At 65.5% G+C, this 18,566-nt stretch carries 14 protein-coding genes; 7 read left to right on the plus strand and 7 right to left on the minus strand.

From position 1 onward, the window contains the following. Positions 1-38: 38 nt before the first annotated feature. The 3 genes from ACI48I_RS00085 to ACI48I_RS00095 form a co-directional block, all read right to left on the minus strand. A complete protein-coding gene (locus ACI48I_RS00085; RefSeq protein ID WP_498572984.1) occupies positions 39-1,676 on the minus strand; it encodes a M28 family peptidase in 1,638 nt (545 codons plus the stop codon). An 80-nt stretch (positions 1,677-1,756) separates the two neighbouring features. Continuing rightward, positions 1,757-4,063, minus strand: coding sequence for a M28 family peptidase (locus ACI48I_RS00090; protein ID WP_498572985.1), 2,307 nt, complete (start codon positions 4,061-4,063; stop codon positions 1,757-1,759). Positions 4,064-4,168: 105 nt separating this feature from the next. Beyond that, entirely contained in the window at positions 4,169-4,834 is a 666-nt protein-coding gene (locus tag ACI48I_RS00095) for an energy transducer TonB (RefSeq protein ID WP_498572986.1), read from the minus strand. Positions 4,835-5,141: 307 nt separating this feature from the next. Between ACI48I_RS00095 and ACI48I_RS00100 the strand changes: the two genes are divergently transcribed. The 6 genes from ACI48I_RS00100 to ACI48I_RS00125 all read left to right on the plus strand — a co-directional run bounded on the left by ACI48I_RS00100 (position 5,142) and on the right by ACI48I_RS00125 (position 12,488). After that, positions 5,142-5,789 (plus strand): response regulator, encoded by a 648-nt coding sequence (locus tag ACI48I_RS00100; protein ID WP_227496650.1) that lies wholly within the window; start codon positions 5,142-5,144, stop codon positions 5,787-5,789. A 16-nt stretch (positions 5,790-5,805) separates the two neighbouring features. Next, positions 5,806-6,681, plus strand: coding sequence for a hypothetical protein (locus ACI48I_RS00105; RefSeq protein ID WP_498572987.1), 876 nt, complete (start codon positions 5,806-5,808; stop codon positions 6,679-6,681). After that, positions 6,678-8,168 (plus strand): sensor histidine kinase, encoded by a 1,491-nt coding sequence (locus ACI48I_RS00110; protein ID WP_498572988.1) that lies wholly within the window; start codon positions 6,678-6,680, stop codon positions 8,166-8,168. Before ACI48I_RS00105 ends, ACI48I_RS00110 begins: the two co-directional genes overlap by 4 nt. 50 nt (positions 8,169-8,218) lie before the next feature. Then, positions 8,219-9,907, plus strand: a complete 1,689-nt coding sequence (locus ACI48I_RS00115; RefSeq protein WP_498572989.1) for a M14 family zinc carboxypeptidase — start codon at positions 8,219-8,221, stop codon at positions 9,905-9,907. Between the two features lie 18 nt (positions 9,908-9,925). Further along, complete coding sequence (locus ACI48I_RS00120) at positions 9,926-11,602, plus strand: PQQ-dependent sugar dehydrogenase (protein ID WP_193688077.1); 1,677 nt, start codon at positions 9,926-9,928, stop codon at positions 11,600-11,602. A gap of 97 nt (positions 11,603-11,699) precedes the next feature. After that, positions 11,700-12,488 carry a prohibitin family protein gene (locus ACI48I_RS00125; protein WP_498572990.1) on the plus strand — a complete coding sequence of 263 codons (789 nt, stop codon included), beginning with the start codon at positions 11,700-11,702 and terminating at the stop codon, positions 12,486-12,488. Between the two features lie 52 nt (positions 12,489-12,540). Here ACI48I_RS00125 and ACI48I_RS00130 read toward each other — a convergent pair whose 3' ends face one another. The 4 genes from ACI48I_RS00130 to ACI48I_RS00145 all read right to left on the minus strand — a co-directional run bounded on the left by ACI48I_RS00130 (position 12,541) and on the right by ACI48I_RS00145 (position 16,714). Beyond that, positions 12,541-13,017 carry a fasciclin domain-containing protein gene (locus tag ACI48I_RS00130; RefSeq protein WP_227496736.1) on the minus strand — a complete coding sequence of 159 codons (477 nt, stop codon included), beginning with the start codon at positions 13,015-13,017 and terminating at the stop codon, positions 12,541-12,543. Between the two features lie 190 nt (positions 13,018-13,207). Next, positions 13,208-15,016, minus strand: coding sequence for a DUF885 domain-containing protein (locus tag ACI48I_RS00135; protein ID WP_193688080.1), 1,809 nt, complete (start codon positions 15,014-15,016; stop codon positions 13,208-13,210). A gap of 9 nt (positions 15,017-15,025) precedes the next feature. Next, on the minus strand, positions 15,026-16,159 hold the full coding sequence (locus ACI48I_RS00140) for a branched-chain amino acid ABC transporter substrate-binding protein (RefSeq protein ID WP_193688081.1): 1,134 nt from the start codon (positions 16,157-16,159) through the stop codon (positions 15,026-15,028). A 69-nt stretch (positions 16,160-16,228) separates the two neighbouring features. After that, on the minus strand, positions 16,229-16,714 hold the full coding sequence (locus ACI48I_RS00145) for an Lrp/AsnC family transcriptional regulator (RefSeq protein WP_192055808.1): 486 nt from the start codon (positions 16,712-16,714) through the stop codon (positions 16,229-16,231). Positions 16,715-16,861: 147 nt separating this feature from the next. On the opposite strand from ACI48I_RS00145, the gene ACI48I_RS00150 reads away from it, so the two are divergent. Beyond that, entirely contained in the window at positions 16,862-18,436 is a 1,575-nt protein-coding gene (locus ACI48I_RS00150) for an aminotransferase class V-fold PLP-dependent enzyme (protein WP_498572991.1), read from the plus strand. Positions 18,437-18,566 lie beyond the last annotated feature (130 nt).

Below are 18,566 nucleotides of genomic sequence, written 5' to 3' on the forward strand. Positions count from 1 at the left end.
CAGCGATGACCGGGCGTTTTTAATTCAAACGTGCGGAATTACTTCGCCGCCGCGCGCACCCTGCCGAAGGCGTCGCCCGCTTTCCAGGTCGGCATCTTCGGCGAGTCGGCGACCATGCGGCCCAGGTTCAGCGTGAACTGCGCCTGCTGCACCATGCCGCTCAAATCCCAGCTCGGATCGTATTCGTCGTTGACCTGGTGGTAGCGTGCCCGATAGGCCTTGGCCTTGGCGTTGTTCGCCTCGACATCCTTGACCCAGGCGCTGCCGCCGCCCACCGAGAAGGCCGGGATGCCGGCTTTGGCAAAACTGAAGTGGTCGCTGCGGAAGTAGCCGCCGGCCAGGTCCGGCTTGGCCGGCGCCACCGTCAGGCCCATCGCTTTTGCGGTCGCTGCCGCCATCGCTCCCAGCTCGGTGCGCTCGCTGCCGGAAACGCCGATGTCCTTGGCCGCTCCGACGAAATTCAGGCTGTCCAGGTTCAGGTTGGCGGCGGTTTTTTCGGCCGGCCACAGCGGACGGGCGGCGTAGGCCGCGCTGCCCAGCAGGCCTTGTTCTTCGGCCGCGACCCACAGGAACATCTGCGAGCGCTTGCCGGGATGGCGCGCCGCTTCCTGCGCCATCGCCAGCAGGCCGGCCGTGCCCGAGGCATTGTCGACGGCGCCGTTGAAGATGGTGTCGCCTTCAGTTCCCTGCTTGCCCATGTGGTCCCAGTGGGCGCTGTAGATGACGACTTCGTCCTTCAGCTTCGGGTCGGTGCCCGGCACGACGCCGGCCACGTTGTATTCGTTCAGCGTGCGCACCGCGGCGCGGGTCTCGCCTTTTACGCGCGCATTCAGGGACACCGGTTTGAACGATTTGTCTTCGGCGGCGGCGCGCAGTTTGTCGAGGTCCTGGCCGGCAGCTGCAAATAATTTACGGGCGGCGGCGTCGGTCATCCAGCCCTGCATGCCGGTGCCGAGGTCGGCGTCGGCGAGTTGAAAGCGCTCGGCGGCGGCCCAGCTGTTCTGCACCACGCTCCAGCCGTAGGAGGCCGATGCATCCGTGTGGATCAGCAGGACGCCGGCCGCGCCCTGGCGCGCCGCTTCCTGCAGTTTATAGGTCCAGCGGCCGTAATAAGTCAGGCCGGCGCCGTTGAAACGCTTCGGTTCCGCTGCGGTGGGCGCCGGATCGTTGACCATCATGACCAGGACCTTGCCTTTCGCGTCCAGGCCTTTGTAGTCGTCCCAGCCTTCTTCCGGCGCCGTGATGCCGTAGCCGACGAAGACCAGTTCCGCGTCCATGCTGTGCTCCGCTTTCGCGTCGCCCGGCGCCCAGACCCAGTCCGCGCCGAAGCTCATCGGCAGCGCCTGGCCACCGGCAACGATCGCCACATTGCTTTGCTGCGGCAGCGGACGCACGCCTGCAATCTTGACCTCCTGGCGGTAGCTGCTGCCGTTGGCCGGCTTCAGGCCGGCGGCCATCGCCTGCGATTCCAGGTAAGTCACGGTCAATTCCCCGCCGCGCTGGCCGGTGCCGCGGCCCTCCAGGGCGTCGGACGCCAGGAAGGACAGGTGGCCGCGCAAGGGCGCTTCTTTTACCACGGCGGCTTGTGCGCTGGCGGGGGCGGCGTGGACGGGATAGGCGACTGCCAGGCTGCTGGCGAGGGCGGTGAGGGCGACGGCGGAGACGATCTTGTACATGGAATCCTGCTGCGGTGGTTGATGGGCGCGCACGGTCGGTGCGCGCTGTATTGTAGTGCAAGCGTGTAGTCCAGGCGGCCTCAGTAAAACCACAGCGTATCGGCCGCGATCGATTGCCCGCTCAGTGGCACCAGCGGCGTGGCCGCCGGTCGTGGCGGCAGCAGCCGTTCCGGCAACCCGGGCAGCACTTCCTCGATGCGCACCGCAAAAATCGGATCGGACAGCACCTCGATCCGGAAGTGCAGCAGGGTGTCCTCCATCCCGTACAGCACCATCGTCAGCGTCTTCGCTTCCTTGTCGAGCAGGGGGCGTCCGTTGACCGTCACCCGCGTCGGCCGCGCACCGGTCACCATCAAGCGCACCTGCGGTGCGCGGTTCTGCGATACCAGCGTGAAGTCGGCGTGGCGCTGCGGCGCCTTGCCGTTGCGCAGAATCCGCACGAAGGGGAACTGCAAACCGTCGCGCGGCGCCCAGGCATACCACTGGCGCGGACTGTCCCAGCCGAAGACGTTGACGAATGTGTAGGGTTCCTTCAGGTTGGCGAACAGCTGCCGCTCCCACGGGTCGAGTTCCCCCGCCGGATGCAGCCAGTAGGCGTCCCAGCTCGGCATGTCCTTGTAATAGACCAGTGCATTCGCCCGCAGCGGCGCCGGCTCCTCGATTTCATCTGCGCTGCCGGCCAGCGCCAGGCCGCCGAGGCCGCAGAGCAGCAGGGTGCGCGCCAGGTAGCGCCGCGCGCCGGACAGCAGCAGGGTCGACACGCCCAGCACCAGGGCCAGCATCGCGACCGGCACGTTCATGCGCTGCGGCGAGAGCACCAGGTAACTCTCGCGCAGCACCGGCAGCACCAGCACCACGGCCGGCAGCACGCCGCCGACCAGCACGGCCAGCCGCGCAACCCCCGGCCATGCCGCGACCCGGCGCGAATGCAGGGCGATGAACGAGGCCAGCGCCGCCAGCACCGGCCACAGGACCAGGTAGCTGGCGCCGGGCGCCAGCCAGCTCGCCAGCACCAGCACCAGCACGAGGCAGGCGAGGCCGGCCAGCATCGCCGCCGCCGTACCGGTCAGCCGCGCCAGTTGCCGCTGGGCGGCGATGAACACGGCGGCGCACAGCGCACACACGGCAGCCAGATACAGCAGGGCATGGCGTGCATGTTCGGGAGTAGCCGGATGCCAGGCGCGGTGCAGTTCCGGCACCTGCATCCACAACTGCCAGGCGCCGATGCCGAGCGCCACCGCGAGCGAGGGGACAATGAAAAAGGCCTGCAGCAGGGCCGGATAGCGCACGCCGGAGCGTTGCATCGCGATGCAGACCGCGCCCACCAGCAGCAGGCAGGTCAGGCGAGTCAAGGGCCAGACCAGCGCCCCGCTGTAATGCACGGTGCCGACGCCCGGCAGCGGGAAAACCACCTGGCCTGTCGCGGGCTGCGGATCGATGCGCCCGTGTCCATACTCGCGCGCCAGGCGCAGCATCGTTTCTCCCATCTGCTGCAGGGTTGCGCGTTCGTAGCGCTGCGGCGTGTCGAGGGCGCCGTCGCCGCCGAACGGACGGCCCGTATGCGCAAACTGCAGCACCGGTACCCCCAGCAGGCCAAGTGCGCGGATGCGCAGCGCGCCAGGTACCAGCTGGCGGACCTCGTGCATCAGGGACGAGCCCTGGACCTCGGGCGCCGCGCGCAGCCAGCCGTCGATCGCCGCGGTATTCGCGCCCAGGGTGTTATACAGCGCAATCGGCCCGCCGCTGCCGCCGCCATCGAAGCGCAGCGCCAGCCCGACTTCGCGCGCCCAGGGGTGCTGCTCGGCGAAGGCCTGCATGCCGAGGCTGCCCACGTGCTCGCCGTCGGCAAACAGCACCAATACGTCATTTTCGAGCGCGGCGCCGCTACGCAGGGCGCGCAAGGTCTCGACCAGCGCCGCCACCGGCGCCGCGCCGCTGGCGCCGAGACTGGCGGGATCGCTGTCGATGTGGGCGACCAGCAGCAGGCTGGGGCGGCGCAGGCGGTCGGGTGCGGTGCCGGGCAGGCGCGCCAGCACGTTGTGCACGATGCCCATCGTCGTCTCGTAATTGGCGTTGTAGTCGACATAGTTTTTTTGCACGAGGGCGCGCTGGACCTGCGGTTCGAGGCCGATGGCGCGCAGGCGTGCGAGCAGGTACGCGCGTGCGGCCTGGTTGGCGCTGCTGGCGATCGGCCGCGGTACGCGCGCCAGCTCGTTCAGATCCCCCACCGCGCGTGCCGCCGAAAACTGTGCCGCCGGCGCATTCGCGGGGGCGGGTGCCGGCAAGGACGGCTGCGTGGGACCGAGCGCCAGCCAGGCGAGAAAGGCAAGCAGGATGGATGCCGCAGCGAAGCCGGCGGAGGAAGGCAGGGCTGAATCGGAAAGCATGGACCGCATCCTTGTGTGATCGAGGGCCGAACAGGGGCCTGCCAGTGCAGGCACAAAAAAACCCGCCAGGCTGAGAGTTGGCGGGTAAAACGGAAACGATTTACATTATTCGAGCGACCAGACGTAGGCGATCTGCGCCCAGCCGGCTTCGGGTACGCCGTTGTTCATGCCCGGCTTGAACTGGCACAGGCTGAGGGCGTTGACGGCGGCCCGGTCGAGGTCGCGCGAACCGCTCGACTTCTGCACCCGCGAACTCGTCACACGCCCGTCGGTACCGACCAGCAGGGCCAGCGTCACCGTGCCCGTCTCGCCGTTGCGGGCGGCATTCGCCGGATAGTTCGGCTTGGCGCAGCCGTTGGCATCGGCCAGCACGGCGCTGCGCATCGTGCCCGGGTTCGACGATGGGGTGGCCGGCTGGGCCGGCGCTTCGGACTGCGCCGGCTGCGCCGGTTCCTGGACCGGCGCGACCTCGGTCCTCGCCTGCACCGGGTTCTCGACCGGCGGCGGCACCTCGACTTCGACCTTCGGCACCACGACCTCCGGCGGCGCAAGCTTCGGCTTCACGGTCGGGGGTTCGGGCGGCGGCGGCGGCGGCACGACCGGTTCCGGCGTCATGAACACGGTCAGGTCTTTCGGCAGCGAAGGCAGTGAAATGACCTTGTTGTTCATCATGTTGACGACGCCGACCGCGATCAGGGCGTGCAGACCTGCGACCACGGCGAACTTGCCGGCTTTGCTGCCGCTGTTCGGGTGCATGTGCGAGAAATGCATGGCGATCTCCTTGTTGTTATGCCCGGCGGACGGCTGACCGGGCTTTTGCTTACGGAAAGTGCTGCATATGTCTAAGGTGTAGAAATAATATATGCCATTAGATAGCAATGCGTAAAGCGTTTTCTTGGCAATCGTGTATGCCATCCTGCCAATGGGCGGAGGATTTGCGGGCGCGCTGCGGGGCAAGGGAGTCCTCGCTTCCTCCGCCGTTGTATGAAATAATCAACCCATACCTGATCCGGCTTCTGTCGGCTGGCACACATTACTGCCAGACATTGGTAAGCAGATGTAATAAACGGAGAGAAGAGTGACAAACCCAAAAGCAATTCGCGTCATGCTGGCCGACGACCACCCGATCGTGATGACGGGGTTTGCGATGTCGCTGGCGGCCGAAGGCATGGATGTCGTCGCCCAGGCGCGCACCCCGAGCGAAGCCGTGGCGCTGTACGCCGAGCAGCAGCCGGACGTCGTCGTGCTCGACATCCGCTTCGGCACGGAATTGACGGGGCTCGATGCGGCCCAGAACATCCTGCGCGCCGACCCGCAGGCGAAGGTGGTCTTCCTCAGCCAGTTCGACCAGGATAGCCTGATCAAGGAAACCTACCGCATCGGCGCCCACGCCTTCGTGACCAAGGATTGCGACCCGGCCGACCTGGCGGCGGCGGTGCGCCAGGCGAACGCCGGCAAGCTGTATTTCCCGCCGCAGATCGCCGAGCGGCTGGCCAGCATCGCGGTGCGCGGGGATGTTTCGCCGCAGTCGCAGCTGGACGAACGCGGGCTCGAGATTTTCAAGCTGATGGCCGAAGGCCTGACCAACGGAGAAATCGCCGAGAAGCTGAACCTGTCCACCAAAACCATCAGCAATACCAGCCAGTCGATCAAGGAAAAGCTGGGCGTCGAGCGCCAGGCCCACATCACGAAACTGGCCGTGAAATATGGCCTGATCCAGCCTTGACGCGATGCGCCCGGCCTTGACACGCCTGCGCTTCCTCGCAGCGGCGCTGGTGCTGGCCGCCGGCGTCGCCGTTGCCGCGCCGGTGACACCCGTATCCGGCTACCGCTTCCAGATCTTTACCGGCGACGACAGCGGCCTTACCGTGCGCATCGCCGAAGATTTATATAAACGCCTGGTGCCGACCTTCGCCGCCTTCCGCACCGAACTGGCCCAGCGGCGGCGCATGGTCTATGTGGCGATCGGCCCGGACGCGCTGCGTGAAGCCGCCGCACGCCGTTGCGACTGCGTGGTGATCTCCGCCTTTACCTCGAGCCAGGTCTGGCATGCGATTGTCGACCGCCTGCCTGCCGCCCGTGCGCGCATGATGACCGCGGTGTACGCCGAGCCGGCCCCCGTTGACCAGGTGCGCCTGGCCACGCTGCTGTACCGGCGGCCGGTGCGCGTGGCCGCCATCCTCGGACCCGATACCGCCTTCCTGCAACCGGCACTGATCGGCCAGGCCGAGGTTTTGCAGGCCGGGCGCGAGGACGACCTGGGCGACGTGCTGGCGCGTGTCAAACGCAGCGAAGTGCTGCTGGCGCTGCCCGACAGTGCGATCTACAACCCCGAAAACATCCGCAACATCCTGCTCTCGACCTACCGCCGCAAGCAGGCCGTGATCGGCTTTTCGAGCGACATGGTGAAAGTGGGCGCCCTCGCCACGACCTATTCCGAGATCGAGGACATCAACGCCCAGGTGGCCGAAATGGCGGCCAGCTTTGTCGCGACCGGGGATTTGCCGCCGCCGCAATTCCCGCGTTACTTCCGTACCGCGATCAACGAAGGCGTCGCCCGCTCGCTCGACATCGCGGTGAGCGATGAAGCGCGCCGCTTCGCGCGTGCGCGGCCATGAGTTTATATTTCTGGCGCAGCTGGAGCATCGGCCTGCGCATGGCATTCATTACCATGCTGCCGGTGGTGTTCCTGTTCGCTGCCTTCATGGGTTACTCCTGGTATGCGCACCGGGCGCAGGTGGCCGAGGAGCTGAGCGAGCGTGGCCGCATCCTGGCGCGGGCGCTGGCCGAAACCAGCGAATACAACGTCATCTCCGGTAATCTCACCGACCTGCGCCTGACCATCAACGGCCTGGTGCAGTCCGATAAAAGCATCTACCGGGTCGACGTGGTCGACGCCAGCGGCAAGCGCGCGGTGCGCGTCACCTCGGAGACGGCGCAGGACGCCGAGCCGCATTATTACGAAGCGCCGATCCGCAAGCAGGTCGTGTGGATCAACCTGTTCACGGACAACGGCACCCCGCACGTCTCGGCCTCGAGTGAGGCGCGTCCGCCCACGCTGACCACAGAGATCGTCGGCGCGGTGCGGGTGCGGATGTCGCCTTCGAACATGCTGGACAAGCAGGGCCGGCGTTTCCGGATCGAGCTGGCGATGGCTGCGCTGGCGCTGCTTGCTTCCGGCGTGCTGGCCTGGGTGCTGGCGCGCTCGTTGACGCTGCCCTTGAAAGAAGCGATCGGCGCGCTGCGCTCGATTCGCGGCGGCAGCTACCGGGTCGACCTGCCGGTGACGACCGGCGGCGAAGTAGGGGAGCTGCAGGCCTCGATCGGCGAGATGTCGGTCGCGCTCGACCAGTCGACCCAGGACCTGGAAAACAAGGTGACCGAGCGTACGCGCGACCTGGTCGCGTCGCGCAACGAGGCGCTGCGCGCCGACGCGGATAAACGAAAACTGATCCAGAAGGTGAACAGCATCATCGAGGATGAACGAAAGAGCATCGCGGTCGAGATCCACGATGAGCTCAACGCGTCGCTGATCGCGGTGCGGCTGGAGGCACAGAGCATAGTCACGCTCGCTTCGAAAGCGCCGCCGGCGCCGGAGATCGAGGACATCCGGACTAAAGCGCAAGCCATCACCAGGCTCGCGCTCGACCTGTACGCCAACGGCCGCCGCCTGGTGCGGCGCTTGCGCCCCGAGGTGCTCGACATGCTGGGCCTGCACGGCGCGGTCGAGGAGATGCTGCGCCATTACGACAGTTCCGGCTGCCGCTTCTCCTTCCACTCGGAAGGCGATTTCTCAAAGCTCGGCAACGAGCTCGCGATTTCCGCCTACCGCATCGTGCAGGAGGCGCTGTCGAACATCATGAAGCACGCGAGTGCGACGTCCGCCGAGGTGACGCTGGTGCTGGACCCCGCCAACGACATGCTGCGCATCGGGGTCGAAGACAACGGCCACGGCTTCGATCCGGCCAGCAGCTCCGAGGGCATCGGCATCATCGGCATGCGCGAACGCGTGTATGCCTTGAATGGCACGATCACCGTCCGTTCCGCGCCCGAACGGGGCACGACGCTGGCCATTGCACTGCCACTTATTGCAGCCCACCCTTAGGCGCATTTGCGGTATCGTAGCGCCTTGATTCAATCTCCCCCGTTACCGCCATGTCGAACACTTTGATGACGCCCTACGAACTGGGCAACCAGAACCAGACCACCACCTTGGGCGAATGCATCGCCTGGTACGAAGACCTCGCGCGCCGCTACCCGAGTGTGCTGCGCTTCGGCGTCGTCGGCACCTCGGATGCCGGCGTGCCGATCCACGCGGGCGTGGTGAGCAGCGACGGCGTGTTCGAAGTCGAGGCGATCAAGGCGGCCGGGCGTCCGGTCTTTTTTAATAACAACGGCATCCACCCGGGCGAGCCTGAAGGCGTCGATGCCTGCATGGCGCTGGTGCGCGATTTTTGTACCCAGCCGGAGCGGCTGGCGGCGCTGGGAAAAACCGTGTTCCTGTTCGTCCCCTTGTACAACGTCGACGGCAGCATCAATCGCGCGAACACCTCGCGCGTCAACCAGGACGGCCCCGAGCAGTTCGGCTTCCGCGGCAACAGCCGCCACCTCGACCTGAACCGCGACTTCGTCAAGTGCGACACCCTGACGGCCCAGACTTTCAATAAACTGTTCGCGACCTGGGACCCGGACGTGATGGTCGACACCCATACTTCCAACGGCGCCGACTACAGCTACACGATGACCCTGATCCACACCCAGGCGGATAAACTGGGGAGTGAGCTGGGCGGCTTCCTCACCGGGACCATGCTGCCGGCGCTGTATGCGGAGATGGAAGCGCGCGGCTGGCCGACCTGCCCTTACGTGAACCCGGTCAAGGACAGCCCGGACCACGGCATCGCCGAGTTCCTGGAGACGGCGCGCTTCTCGACGGGCTATGCGGCCTTGCATCACACGATCGGCTTCATGCCTGAGACGCACATGCTGAAACCTTTTAAAGACCGCTACGCGTCGATGCGCGCCCTGGTCGAAACGGCGCTCGATTTCACGGTCAGGCATGCGCACCAGATCCAGCAGCTGCGCCGCGCCGCGAAAGCTGCGGGCCGCACCCGCGCCGAATGGCCGATCCACTGGGTGATGGACGAGGAGAACACGTCGACCTTCCGGTTCAAGGGCTACGAGGCCAGGTACAAGCCGAGCGTGCTGGGCGACTATTCGCGCCTGTACTACGACCGTTCGAGCCCGTGGGAGCGCGACATCACCTACTACAACCGTTTCAAGGCCGACGTGACGGTCCCCGCAGCGAAGGCCTATATCGTCCCGCAGGCCTGGCGCGAGGCGATCGAACGCCTGGAACTGAACGGCGTACAGCTCGAGCGTGTGACGCAAGACCGCATGCAGGACGTGGCGTACTACCACATCGCCGCGGTCTCCTCGCGCCCGAACGCCTACGAGGGCCACATGTTCCACGACGAGGTCCAGCTGGAAAAGCGCCGCGGCACCGTGCAGCTGCGCGCCGGCGACGCGATCGTCTCCCTCGACCAGGACAAGGCGCGCTACGTCGTCGAAACCCTCGAGCCGCAGGCCCACGACAGCTTCTTCCGCTGGGGCTTCTTCAACAGCGTGCTGGAAAAGAAGGAAGCGTATTCGGACTACGTGTTCGAGGACGAAGCGGAAAAACTGCTGGCGGAAGAGCCGGCGCTGGCTGCGAAGTTCGCCGAGTGGAAAGCGGCCAATCCGGCCCTGCTGTCGAACCAGGAAGCCGTCCTCGACTTCATCTTCGCCCACTGCGACAAGTACCGCGAACCGGAATGGCGCCGCTATCCGGTCTTCATGGTCGAGTAATTTCCCGATAACACGCTTATGAAAAACTATCTCACCGCGATTGCCGCCGCCGTCACGCTCGCCGCGACGGCAAACGCCGCCCCGACGGCCGGCCAAACCTATTTCGACCAGAACTGCGCCAGCTGCCACACGGTCGACCCAGCGCAAACCTCGCGTGCCGGCCCCGGTCTGTTCAACCTCATCGGCCGCAAAGCCGCCGCCGTCCCTGGTTTCAATTACACCGACGCGCTGGCGAAGGCCGGCGCCGCCGGCAAGACCTGGACGAAAGAGGAACTCGACGTCTTCCTGCGCGACCCGAACAAGGACGTCCCCGGCACCGCAATGCCGATCGGCGTCTCCGACGCAAAACAGCGCGCCGCCCTGATCGACTTCCTCGCCACGCAAAGGGGCAAAGCTACGGCCGCGGCTGCAGGCACGAAGACCGCCGCCAGCGACAGTGCCGCCTGGACCGCCGACAAACCCGGCGACCTGCACCACATCAAGCCGGCCGACCTGGCCGCACCCTTCGCCAGCGAGAGCGCCGGCAACGGCCCGAAACTGGCGCCGCGTCCCGACGGCGCCATGCCCGCCGTCCCGAAAGGCTTTAAAGTCGGTGTTTATGCCGACAATCTCGGCAAGCCGCGCCTGCCGCTGCGCGCGCCGAACGGCGACATTTTTATTTCCGAAGCCGCCAAGGGCCAGATCACCGTACTGCGCTCGCAGGGCGGCGAGAAAGCCGAGACCAGCGGCGTGTTCGCCACCGGTCTCTCGCGTCCCTACGGCATGGCCCTGTGGCCGGCCGGCGCGCATCCGACATACCTGTACGTCGCCAACGTCAACTCGATCGTGCGCTTCCCCTACAGCGTCGGCGACCTGAAGGCCAGGGGCGAGCCGGAAGTCGTCGTGGATAAAATCAGCGACACCAGCGGCGGCCACGTCACGCGTACGCTCGCGTTCTCGAACGACGGCAAGACCCTGTTCCTGTCCGTCGGCTCGGCGACCAACTACGCCTCGAAGATCGGAGATAAACCGCCCCAGCCGCTGGCGCAATGGGAAGCCAAGTATGGCGTGGGCGCCGCCTGGGGCGAAGAGACCGAGCGCGCCGCCGTGCTGGCCTTCGACCCCGACGGCCGCAATCGCCGGCCCTACGCCAACGGCCTGCGCAACTGCGTCGGCATGCTGGTGCATCCGAAGACGGGAGACTTGTTCTGCAGCGTGAACGAGCGAGACGAACTGGGCGACAACCTGGCGCCGGACTACGTCACGCGTGTAAAAGCGGGCGGCTTCTACGGCTGGCCGTGGTATTACATCGGCGCCAACGAAGACCCGCGTCTGAAGGGTATCCGTCCCGACCTTGGAACCAGGGTGCTGGTCCCCGACACCCTGATCCAGTCGCACTCCGCGCCGCTGGGCATGGTGGTGTACCAGGCGCCGCCGGGTGCGAAGCACGCTTTCCCGAAACAGTACGAGGGCGACATCTTCCTGGCCCTGCACGGCTCCTGGAACCGCGCCACCCGCACCGGCTACAAAGTCGTGCGCGTGATGATGAAGAACGGCGTGCCGACCGGGCAGTACCAGGACTTCATGACCGGCATGGTGCTGAGCGACCGCGATGTATGGGGCCGGCCGGCGGCGGTGGAAGTGGCGGCCGATGGCGCGCTGCTGGTGGTCGATGACGGCGGTGGCGTGGTGTGGCGGATCACGCCGGAGAAATAAGACCGCGGTGGCCCTTCCGGTAATTCTCAATTCTTAAGAGTTCAGCAACGATATACTTTAATCGTTCAGCAAAACTAACTAAGTAAAAGGGGAAAACATGAAGGGACTCGCATTGAAGCTGGTCAGCGCGGTCATCGTGCTGATCCTGTTATTCGCCCTGGCGCCCTTCGGCACCGTGCCGGCGGGCCACCGTGGCGTGAAGACGACCTTCGGTAGCCCGAGCAACGAGGTACTGAGCGAGGGCATCCACTTCCGCTTCCCGCTGGCGCAGAAGATCAACCTGGTCAATGTGTCGATCCAGAAGGGAGAAGGCGAGGGCGATGCCGCCTCGCGCGACCTGCAGATCGTGCACACGCGGGTGGCGCTGAACTACCACGTCAAGCCGGAAGGGGCGGTCTCCGTGTTTCGCGACCTGGGCAACGAGCCAGGCGAACGGATGATCATCCCGTCGGTGCAGGAAGCGGTGAAAGCGGTGACGGCGCGCTTTACCGCCGAGGAGCTGATCGCCAAGCGTACCGACGTGCGCGACCAGATCGTGGCCCAGCTGCGCGAACGGCTGGCGCGCCACGCGATCGTGGTCGACGAGTTCTCGATCGTGAATTTTAATTTTTCGAAGTCCTTCAACGAAGCGATCGAGGCCAAGACCACGGCCGAACAGCTCAAGTTGAAGGCCGAACGCGACCTGCTGCGCATCGAGGTCGAAGCGCGCCAACGCGTGGCCCAGGCGCGTGCCGAAGCCGAATCGCTGGCGATCCAGCGCCAGCAGGTGACGCCCGAATTGATCCGACTGCGCGAGATGGAAAACCAGAGGCTGGCCATTGAAAAATGGGACGGCAAGCTGCCCAACGTGTCGGGCGGAGCGGTCCCCTTCATCAACGTGAAATAAGCCGGGATGCGGGGCCGCGCGCGGCCCCGCATCGATCGGTCCGGCTTTGACCTTACTTGGGCATCAACACGCTATCGACGACGTTGATGATGCCGTTCGACTGGTAGACATCGTAGGTGCTGATATTGGCCGTCTGCCCTTTTTCGTCCGCGACGGTGATGTTGTGCATCCCGTTCATCATGAACTTCAGCTTGCCGCCACTGGCCGTCGTCAGTTCCGCCGTTCCGTTCTGCTTCTTGATGGCTGCGCTGAGCGCCATGAAATCGTATTTGCCGGGGACGACGTGGTAGGTCAGGATCTTCGTCAGCGTCGCCTTGTTTTCCGGTTTGACGAGCGTATCGACGGTCCCGGCAGGCAGTTTGCCAAAGGCGGCGTTGGTCGGGGCGAACACGGTGAATGGCCCTTTGCCCTTCAGGGTGTCGACCAGGCCCGCAGCCTTGACTGCCGCGACCAGCGTCGTGTGGTCGGCCGAATTGACTGCATTGTCGACGATGTCCTTACTGGCCATCATGCTCTGGCCTCCGACCATGACGTCGGCGGCATGGGCATAGGCGCCGGCGCTGGTGGCGAAAAGTGCGGCGATGAGCAGTGTCTTCTTGAATGTACGCATGGCGATTCCTCGGTTGTTATAGGTTGTGGGTGGTCTTGCTAACCTATATACGTTGGGAATCGCCGATCGGATTCAAACTCCGCTCAAGAACACTTGCGCGCCTGATCGATCACTTCGACGCCGCGATCCAGCGATCCACCTTCTTCTCCAGCAGCGCCAGCGGCAGCGTCCCTTCACCCAGCACGATGTCGTGGAAGGCGCGCAGGTCGAACTTCGATCCCAGCGCGGCTTCCGCCCGGTGGCGCAACTCCAGGATTTTGAGGGAGCCGATTTTATAACCCAGCGCCTGGCCCGGCCACACCATGTAGCGCTCGATCTGGGCCCGCGAATCGGCCTCGCTGTAGCCCAGCGTGTCGCTGAAATATTGAATGGCCTGCTCGCGCGTCCAGCCCTTGGTGTGGATGCCGGTGTCGACGACAAGACGCGCGGCGCGCAGCATTTCGTCGTTCAGGTGGCCGAAATAATCTTCCGGCTTGTCGAACAGGCCCATGTCCTTGCCCAGGGTCTCGGCGTACAGCGCCCAGCCTTCCGTAAACGCGTTGTTGCCGCCGAATTTGCGGAAATTCGGCAGGCCCAGTTCCTGCACCAGCGCGATATGGAAGTGGTGGCCCGGTTGTCCCTCGTGCAGGAACAGCGTGACCATGCCGGTGCTGCCGTATTGGGTCGGGTCGTTCACGACCGACCAGAACACGCCCGGACGGGTGCCGTCCACCGCCGGCGGGGTGTAGTGGTCGGAGGCGGTGGCGCGGCTCAGTTCAGGCTCGAGGCGCAGGTCGAGCGGCGACTTCGGACGCAGGTTGAACATCGACGGCAGCTTGGTGCGCAGCTGGGCGTCGAGCTTGCGGTAGACGTCGATGACTTCCTGTTCCGTTTTAAATGGCTTGAACTTCGCCTGCTGCGACACCCAGGCCGGCAGGCCGGCCGCAGGGCCCGTGTAACCCATCTTCGGGCCGATGCGGCCGTATTCTCCCTGGATGCGTGCCACTTCCTTCAGGCCGATCTCGTGGATCGCTTCCGGCGTCAGGTCGGTCGTCGTCTGGCTCGCCACGCGCACCTTGTACCAGGCGGCGCCGTTCGGCAGCGCGTTCCAGCCGGTGCTGGTGCGCGCGGCCGGAATGTAGTCCTTCTCGATGAAGGTCGCCAGGCGGTTCAATGCCGGATTCAGTTTGCCGCCGATCGCATCTGCATACAGCTTGGTGAGCGCGCGCTTGTCGGCGTCCGAGAAACCGGCCGGGAAGTTTTTAATCGGCGTGTAGTAGATGCTGGCCTCCGGCGTGCTTGCCGCCAGCTGCTTGAACTGTGGCAGGGCCGACAGCATCACCGATTTCGGGTGCACGATGCCGCGCTTGATCCCTTCTTTCATGTTGGCGATCGCCTGATCGACCCACGGCCCCAGCTGCGTCAGGCGGCTGGCGTAGGCGCGGTAGTCCTGCACGGTGGAGAGCGGCTGGGCGCCCTGGCCGCTGGCGTAGTTCGCCAGCGTGACCGGCATGCTGTCCATCTGGTTCAGCGGCAGCAGGTGCTCGGGGAAGGGCTCGAAGCGCAGCGCCATGCCGAGCTCATAATCGAGGATGTCGTAGCTGGTCTGGTCGCGGCTGTTCAACTGCGCCCGCTTGATCGCATGCAGGCGCTTCTGGAAGGCCTTGTAGCGCGCGAACTGTCTGCTGCGCTCGACCGGGGAAATCGACATGCCGATCTGGTCGATGAAGCGGTTATCTCCACTCTCGCTGGCCGAGACCGGGTCGAAACGCGCCAGTGCATCGTAGTACTCGTCGGCGAGGACGTTGAGCTTCTTGCCGGCTTGCGGATGGGCGGCGACCTGTTTCGTTGGCGCTGCGGCCTGGTCGGCGCCGATGGCCGGTGCACAGGCGATGAGGGCGGCGGCAGCCAGTGCGCCGAGCTTGAAATGTTGGTTCATGTGATTGCCTTAATAACTAGCCAGTGGCGCCAGTGCGCCATTTTTAAACGTGTAGACGGTCACCGCCGTCTTTTTCAGGTTGCCCTTGTCGTCGTAGCCGTAGCTGCCGACCACACCCTGGTGGCTCGAGCTGCGCAGCTGCTGCCCGACCGCCGCCGGATCGAGGCTGTTCGCGGCCTTCATCGCCGCGGCGATGAACATGGTCTGGTCATAGAACGAAGGGGCGTAGACGTCAGGCTCGCGCTTGAAGCGCTCCTTGTATTTGGCAAGGAAGGCGGGACCGGCGGGCTGTTTCGCGATGATGGCGCCGGCCTGGGCGCAGCGCACATTTTCTCCGACGGCCGCGCCGCCGAGTTTGGCCATCTCCGGGCTGCACAGGGTATCGCCGCCGAGCAGCGGCACGTTCAGGCCGAGCGCCTTCATCTGGCGCACCATCGGCGCGGCTTGCGGCGCATAGCCGCCGAAGAAGATGGCGTCGACCTTTTTCGCGCGCAGCGCGGTGAGGATGGCCGCGAAATCGCTGGCCTTGTCGTTGGTGAACTCGTGGCCGGCGACCTTCATGCCGGCCGCTTGCGCCTGGCGCTTGAATTCGGTGGCGATGCCCGTGCCGAAGGCGGTGCGGTCGTCGATCACGCCGACGTTTTTCAGCTTTAATTCACGCGCGGCGTAATTCGCCATCGCGCCGCCGACCTGCGAATCGCTGGCGACAATGCGGAACACGCCCTTGTAGCCGCTTTGGGTGATCTTGGGATTGGTGCCGACGGTGGACATCAGGGCGCCGGCGTCGTTGTAGACGCGCGACGCCGGAATCGCGACGCCCGAGTTGTACGGTCCGAGCACGAATTTGATGCCGCCGTCGACCAGCTTCTGGGCCACCGTCACGCCTTGCTTCGGATCGCCGGCATCGTCTTCGGATTGCAGTTCGAAGCGCAGCGTTTTGCCCGCCACCTTGATCTTCTGGGCGTTGAGTTCCTCGACGGCGAGACGCACGCCGTTTTCGTTGTCCTTGCCGGCAAAGGCATTCGCGCCCGAGAGCGGGCCGGTCACGCCGATCTTGACTGCTTGTTCTTGCGCGAGCGCGGCATCCGACGCGCACAGCAGCGCGGCCAGCGCCAGCGGCGCCATAATGAATTTCGATGGCATCAGCCTGTCTCCGTTGATATACGAACGGCCTGCATCATCGCATAGAACGAAGGCCCGGTGCAGCTCAGCTCAGGCAGGCAACCCGTGCGCAATCAGCTCCAGCGGCAGGGCAGTCGTGCACTTGATCTGCTCCATCGAGAAGGCCGACGAGACCCCGCTCAACTGCGCGGTCTTGATCAGCTTCTTGTAGAAGCGGTCGTAGCCGGCGATGTCGGTGGTGGCGACCTTCAGCAGGTAGTCGACGTCGCCGCTCATGCGGTGAAATTCCAGCACTTCGGGCAGGGCGACGACGGCGGCGGCAAAGCGTTCCAGCCATTTTTCATCGTGTTCGGGGGTGCGCACGCTGACGAACACCGTGACCGGCAAGCCCACCTTCTGGCGGTTGACGATGGTGACGCGGCTTTCGATATACCCCTCTTCCTCGAGGCGCTTGACGCGCTTCCAGCAAGGCGTGCTGGAGAGGCCGACCTTGTCGCTCAGGCCCGAAATCGACAGGGTTGCATCGGCCTGAAGTGCGGCGAGAATCGCACAATCAAACTTGTCCAGTGAATTCATTTTAGTTTTTCGTCACTAATAGAACAACTATGCTAATAACCTAGTTTTTGATAGCTTATTTGGAACGTGCTTTCCATCAAACCTTTGTAACATATTGCTTAACAATAACACGATCTCCGTTCGTGTTTACGCTTTTTGCAAATTATTATGCATAGTGAAATCTACCTCGACGCGAACGCCACTTCTCCCGTCCTGCCGGCGGCAATCCAGGCCGCGCAGGGCGCACTGCTCGCGTGTTTCGGCAACCCGAGCAGCAGCCACGCTGCCGGCCTGCGCGCCCGCGCGCTGCTCGACGATGCGCGCAGCCGCGCACGCCGCGTGCTGGGCGCCCCGGATGGACGCCTGCTGTTCACCAGCGGCGCCACCGAGGGCATCCAGACTGCCGTTTTGTCGGCCCTGTGCGCAGTGCGCGAGCGGCGTGCGGCCGGACTGCCGTGCGGCGACCTGCTGCTGTATGGCGCGACCGAACACAAGGCCGTCCCGGAAAGCCTGGCGCACTGGAACGCGCTGCTCGGCACGAACCTGACCATCAAGGCGCTGCCGGTCGACGCCGGCGGCCGCCATCGCCTGGACACGCTGCGTGCGCTGGCGCCGCGCGCCGCCTTGATTTGCACGATGGCCGCGAACAACGAGACCGGCATCGTCTCCGACCTGGACGGCATCGCGGCCGTGCTGGAGGAAACCGCCAGCCCGGCGCGGTGGATGGTCGACTGCGTGCAGGCGCTCGGCAAGCTGCCGCTGGCCTTGAGCAGCACCCGCATCGATTACGCGCCGTTCTCCGGCCACAAGCTGTATGCGCCGAAAGGCATCGGCATGCTGTATGTCCGCGCCGGCGCCCCGTTCACGCCGCTGATGTGCGGCGGCGGCCAGGAAGACGGCCAGCGTTCGGGCACCGAGAACATGGCCGGCATCGCCGCCCTGGGCGCGGTACTGCGCGCGCTCGAAGAAGGGCGTACCTTCATGAGCCACGCGCAGATGGCCGCCGCGCGCGCGCGTCTCGCCGCCGCCTTATGGTCCGCCTTTCCCGGCCTCGTCTTCAATGCGCCTTTCGAACACGCGCTGCCGACCACGCTCAATTTCACGGTGCCGGGCCGCTCCGGTAAAGCTTTGCTCGACCTGTTCGACGCCGCCGGCGTGCGGGTCAGCGCCGGCTCGGCCTGTTCGGCGGCAAAGGCCGCGCCGAGTTACGTACTGCTGGCGATGGGGCTGCCGGAAGAACGCTGCGCGAACGCGGTGCGCATGTCCTTCGGCCCGCTGGCCGACGAAGCGTTCATCGACGCCGCCTGCGCCCGCATCGCGCGCTGCGGCCAGGCGCTGGGCACATTGCCGCCAGCGCCCTGTCCGGTGACGGGATCCGGGGCCGGCGCCGGCGCCGGCGCCGCGCCGCAACCGGCGCCGGCATCGACGGGCCTGATCCCGTGCGGGCTGGACGGCAACGCGCTGCTACGCTTCCTCGACCGCCATCCGGACGCGCTGCTGATCGACGTGCGCGAAGCCTGCGAGCACGCGCTCGGCACGCCGCTGCTGCATGGGCGCGCGGCCTACAGCCTCCCGCTGTCGCGCCTGCCCGATCACGCCGCCTGGCTGTGCCGGGAAACGCGCCCGCTGGTGTTCTTCTGCCGCAGCGGCAAGCGCAGCGCCGAGGCGGCGCAGATCGCCCAGCAACTCGGCCACGGCAACGTGCGCCACCTGGCCGGCGGCCTGGCCCTGCTGGCACCCTGAGCGGCCGGCGCCGGCGCGGCGCCCGGTGGCAAGCGTGCAAGCATCCGGCCGCTGCGTTCGCGCCGCTGCGTTCGCGCCGCTGCGTTCGTTAACGCACAGTCCCTCGACCGATGACGTTCTAGCATGGCAT

The organism is Massilia sp. LXY-5, from assembly GCF_059801075.1.

Bases quoted from the DNA above. Each gene is read 5' to 3' on its own strand.
- ACI48I_RS00085 (WP_498572984.1), bottom strand. From the start codon at position 1,676: ATGTACAAGATCGTCTCCGCCGTCGCCCTCACCGCCCTCGCCAGCAGC.
- ACI48I_RS00090 (WP_498572985.1), bottom strand. From the start codon at position 4,063: ATGCTTTCCGATTCAGCCCTGCCTTCCTCCGCCGGCTTCGCTGCGGCA.
- ACI48I_RS00095 (WP_498572986.1), bottom strand. From the start codon at position 4,834: ATGCATTTCTCGCACATGCACCCGAACAGCGGCAGCAAAGCCGGCAAG.
- ACI48I_RS00110 (WP_498572988.1), top strand. From the start codon at position 6,678: ATGAGTTTATATTTCTGGCGCAGCTGGAGCATCGGCCTGCGCATGGCA.
- ACI48I_RS00115 (WP_498572989.1), top strand. From the start codon at position 8,219: ATGTCGAACACTTTGATGACGCCCTACGAACTGGGCAACCAGAACCAG.
- ACI48I_RS00120 (WP_193688077.1), top strand. From the start codon at position 9,926: ATGAAAAACTATCTCACCGCGATTGCCGCCGCCGTCACGCTCGCCGCG.
- ACI48I_RS00125 (WP_498572990.1), top strand. From the start codon at position 11,700: ATGAAGGGACTCGCATTGAAGCTGGTCAGCGCGGTCATCGTGCTGATC.
- ACI48I_RS00130 (WP_227496736.1), bottom strand. From the start codon at position 13,017: ATGGTCGGAGGCCAGAGCATGATGGCCAGTAAGGACATCGTCGACAAT.
- ACI48I_RS00135 (WP_193688080.1), bottom strand. From the start codon at position 15,016: ATGAACCAACATTTCAAGCTCGGCGCACTGGCTGCCGCCGCCCTCATC.
- ACI48I_RS00140 (WP_193688081.1), bottom strand. From the start codon at position 16,159: ATGCCATCGAAATTCATTATGGCGCCGCTGGCGCTGGCCGCGCTGCTG.
- ACI48I_RS00145 (WP_192055808.1), bottom strand. From the start codon at position 16,714: ATGAATTCACTGGACAAGTTTGATTGTGCGATTCTCGCCGCACTTCAG.
- ACI48I_RS00150 (WP_498572991.1), top strand. From the start codon at position 16,862: ATGCATAGTGAAATCTACCTCGACGCGAACGCCACTTCTCCCGTCCTG.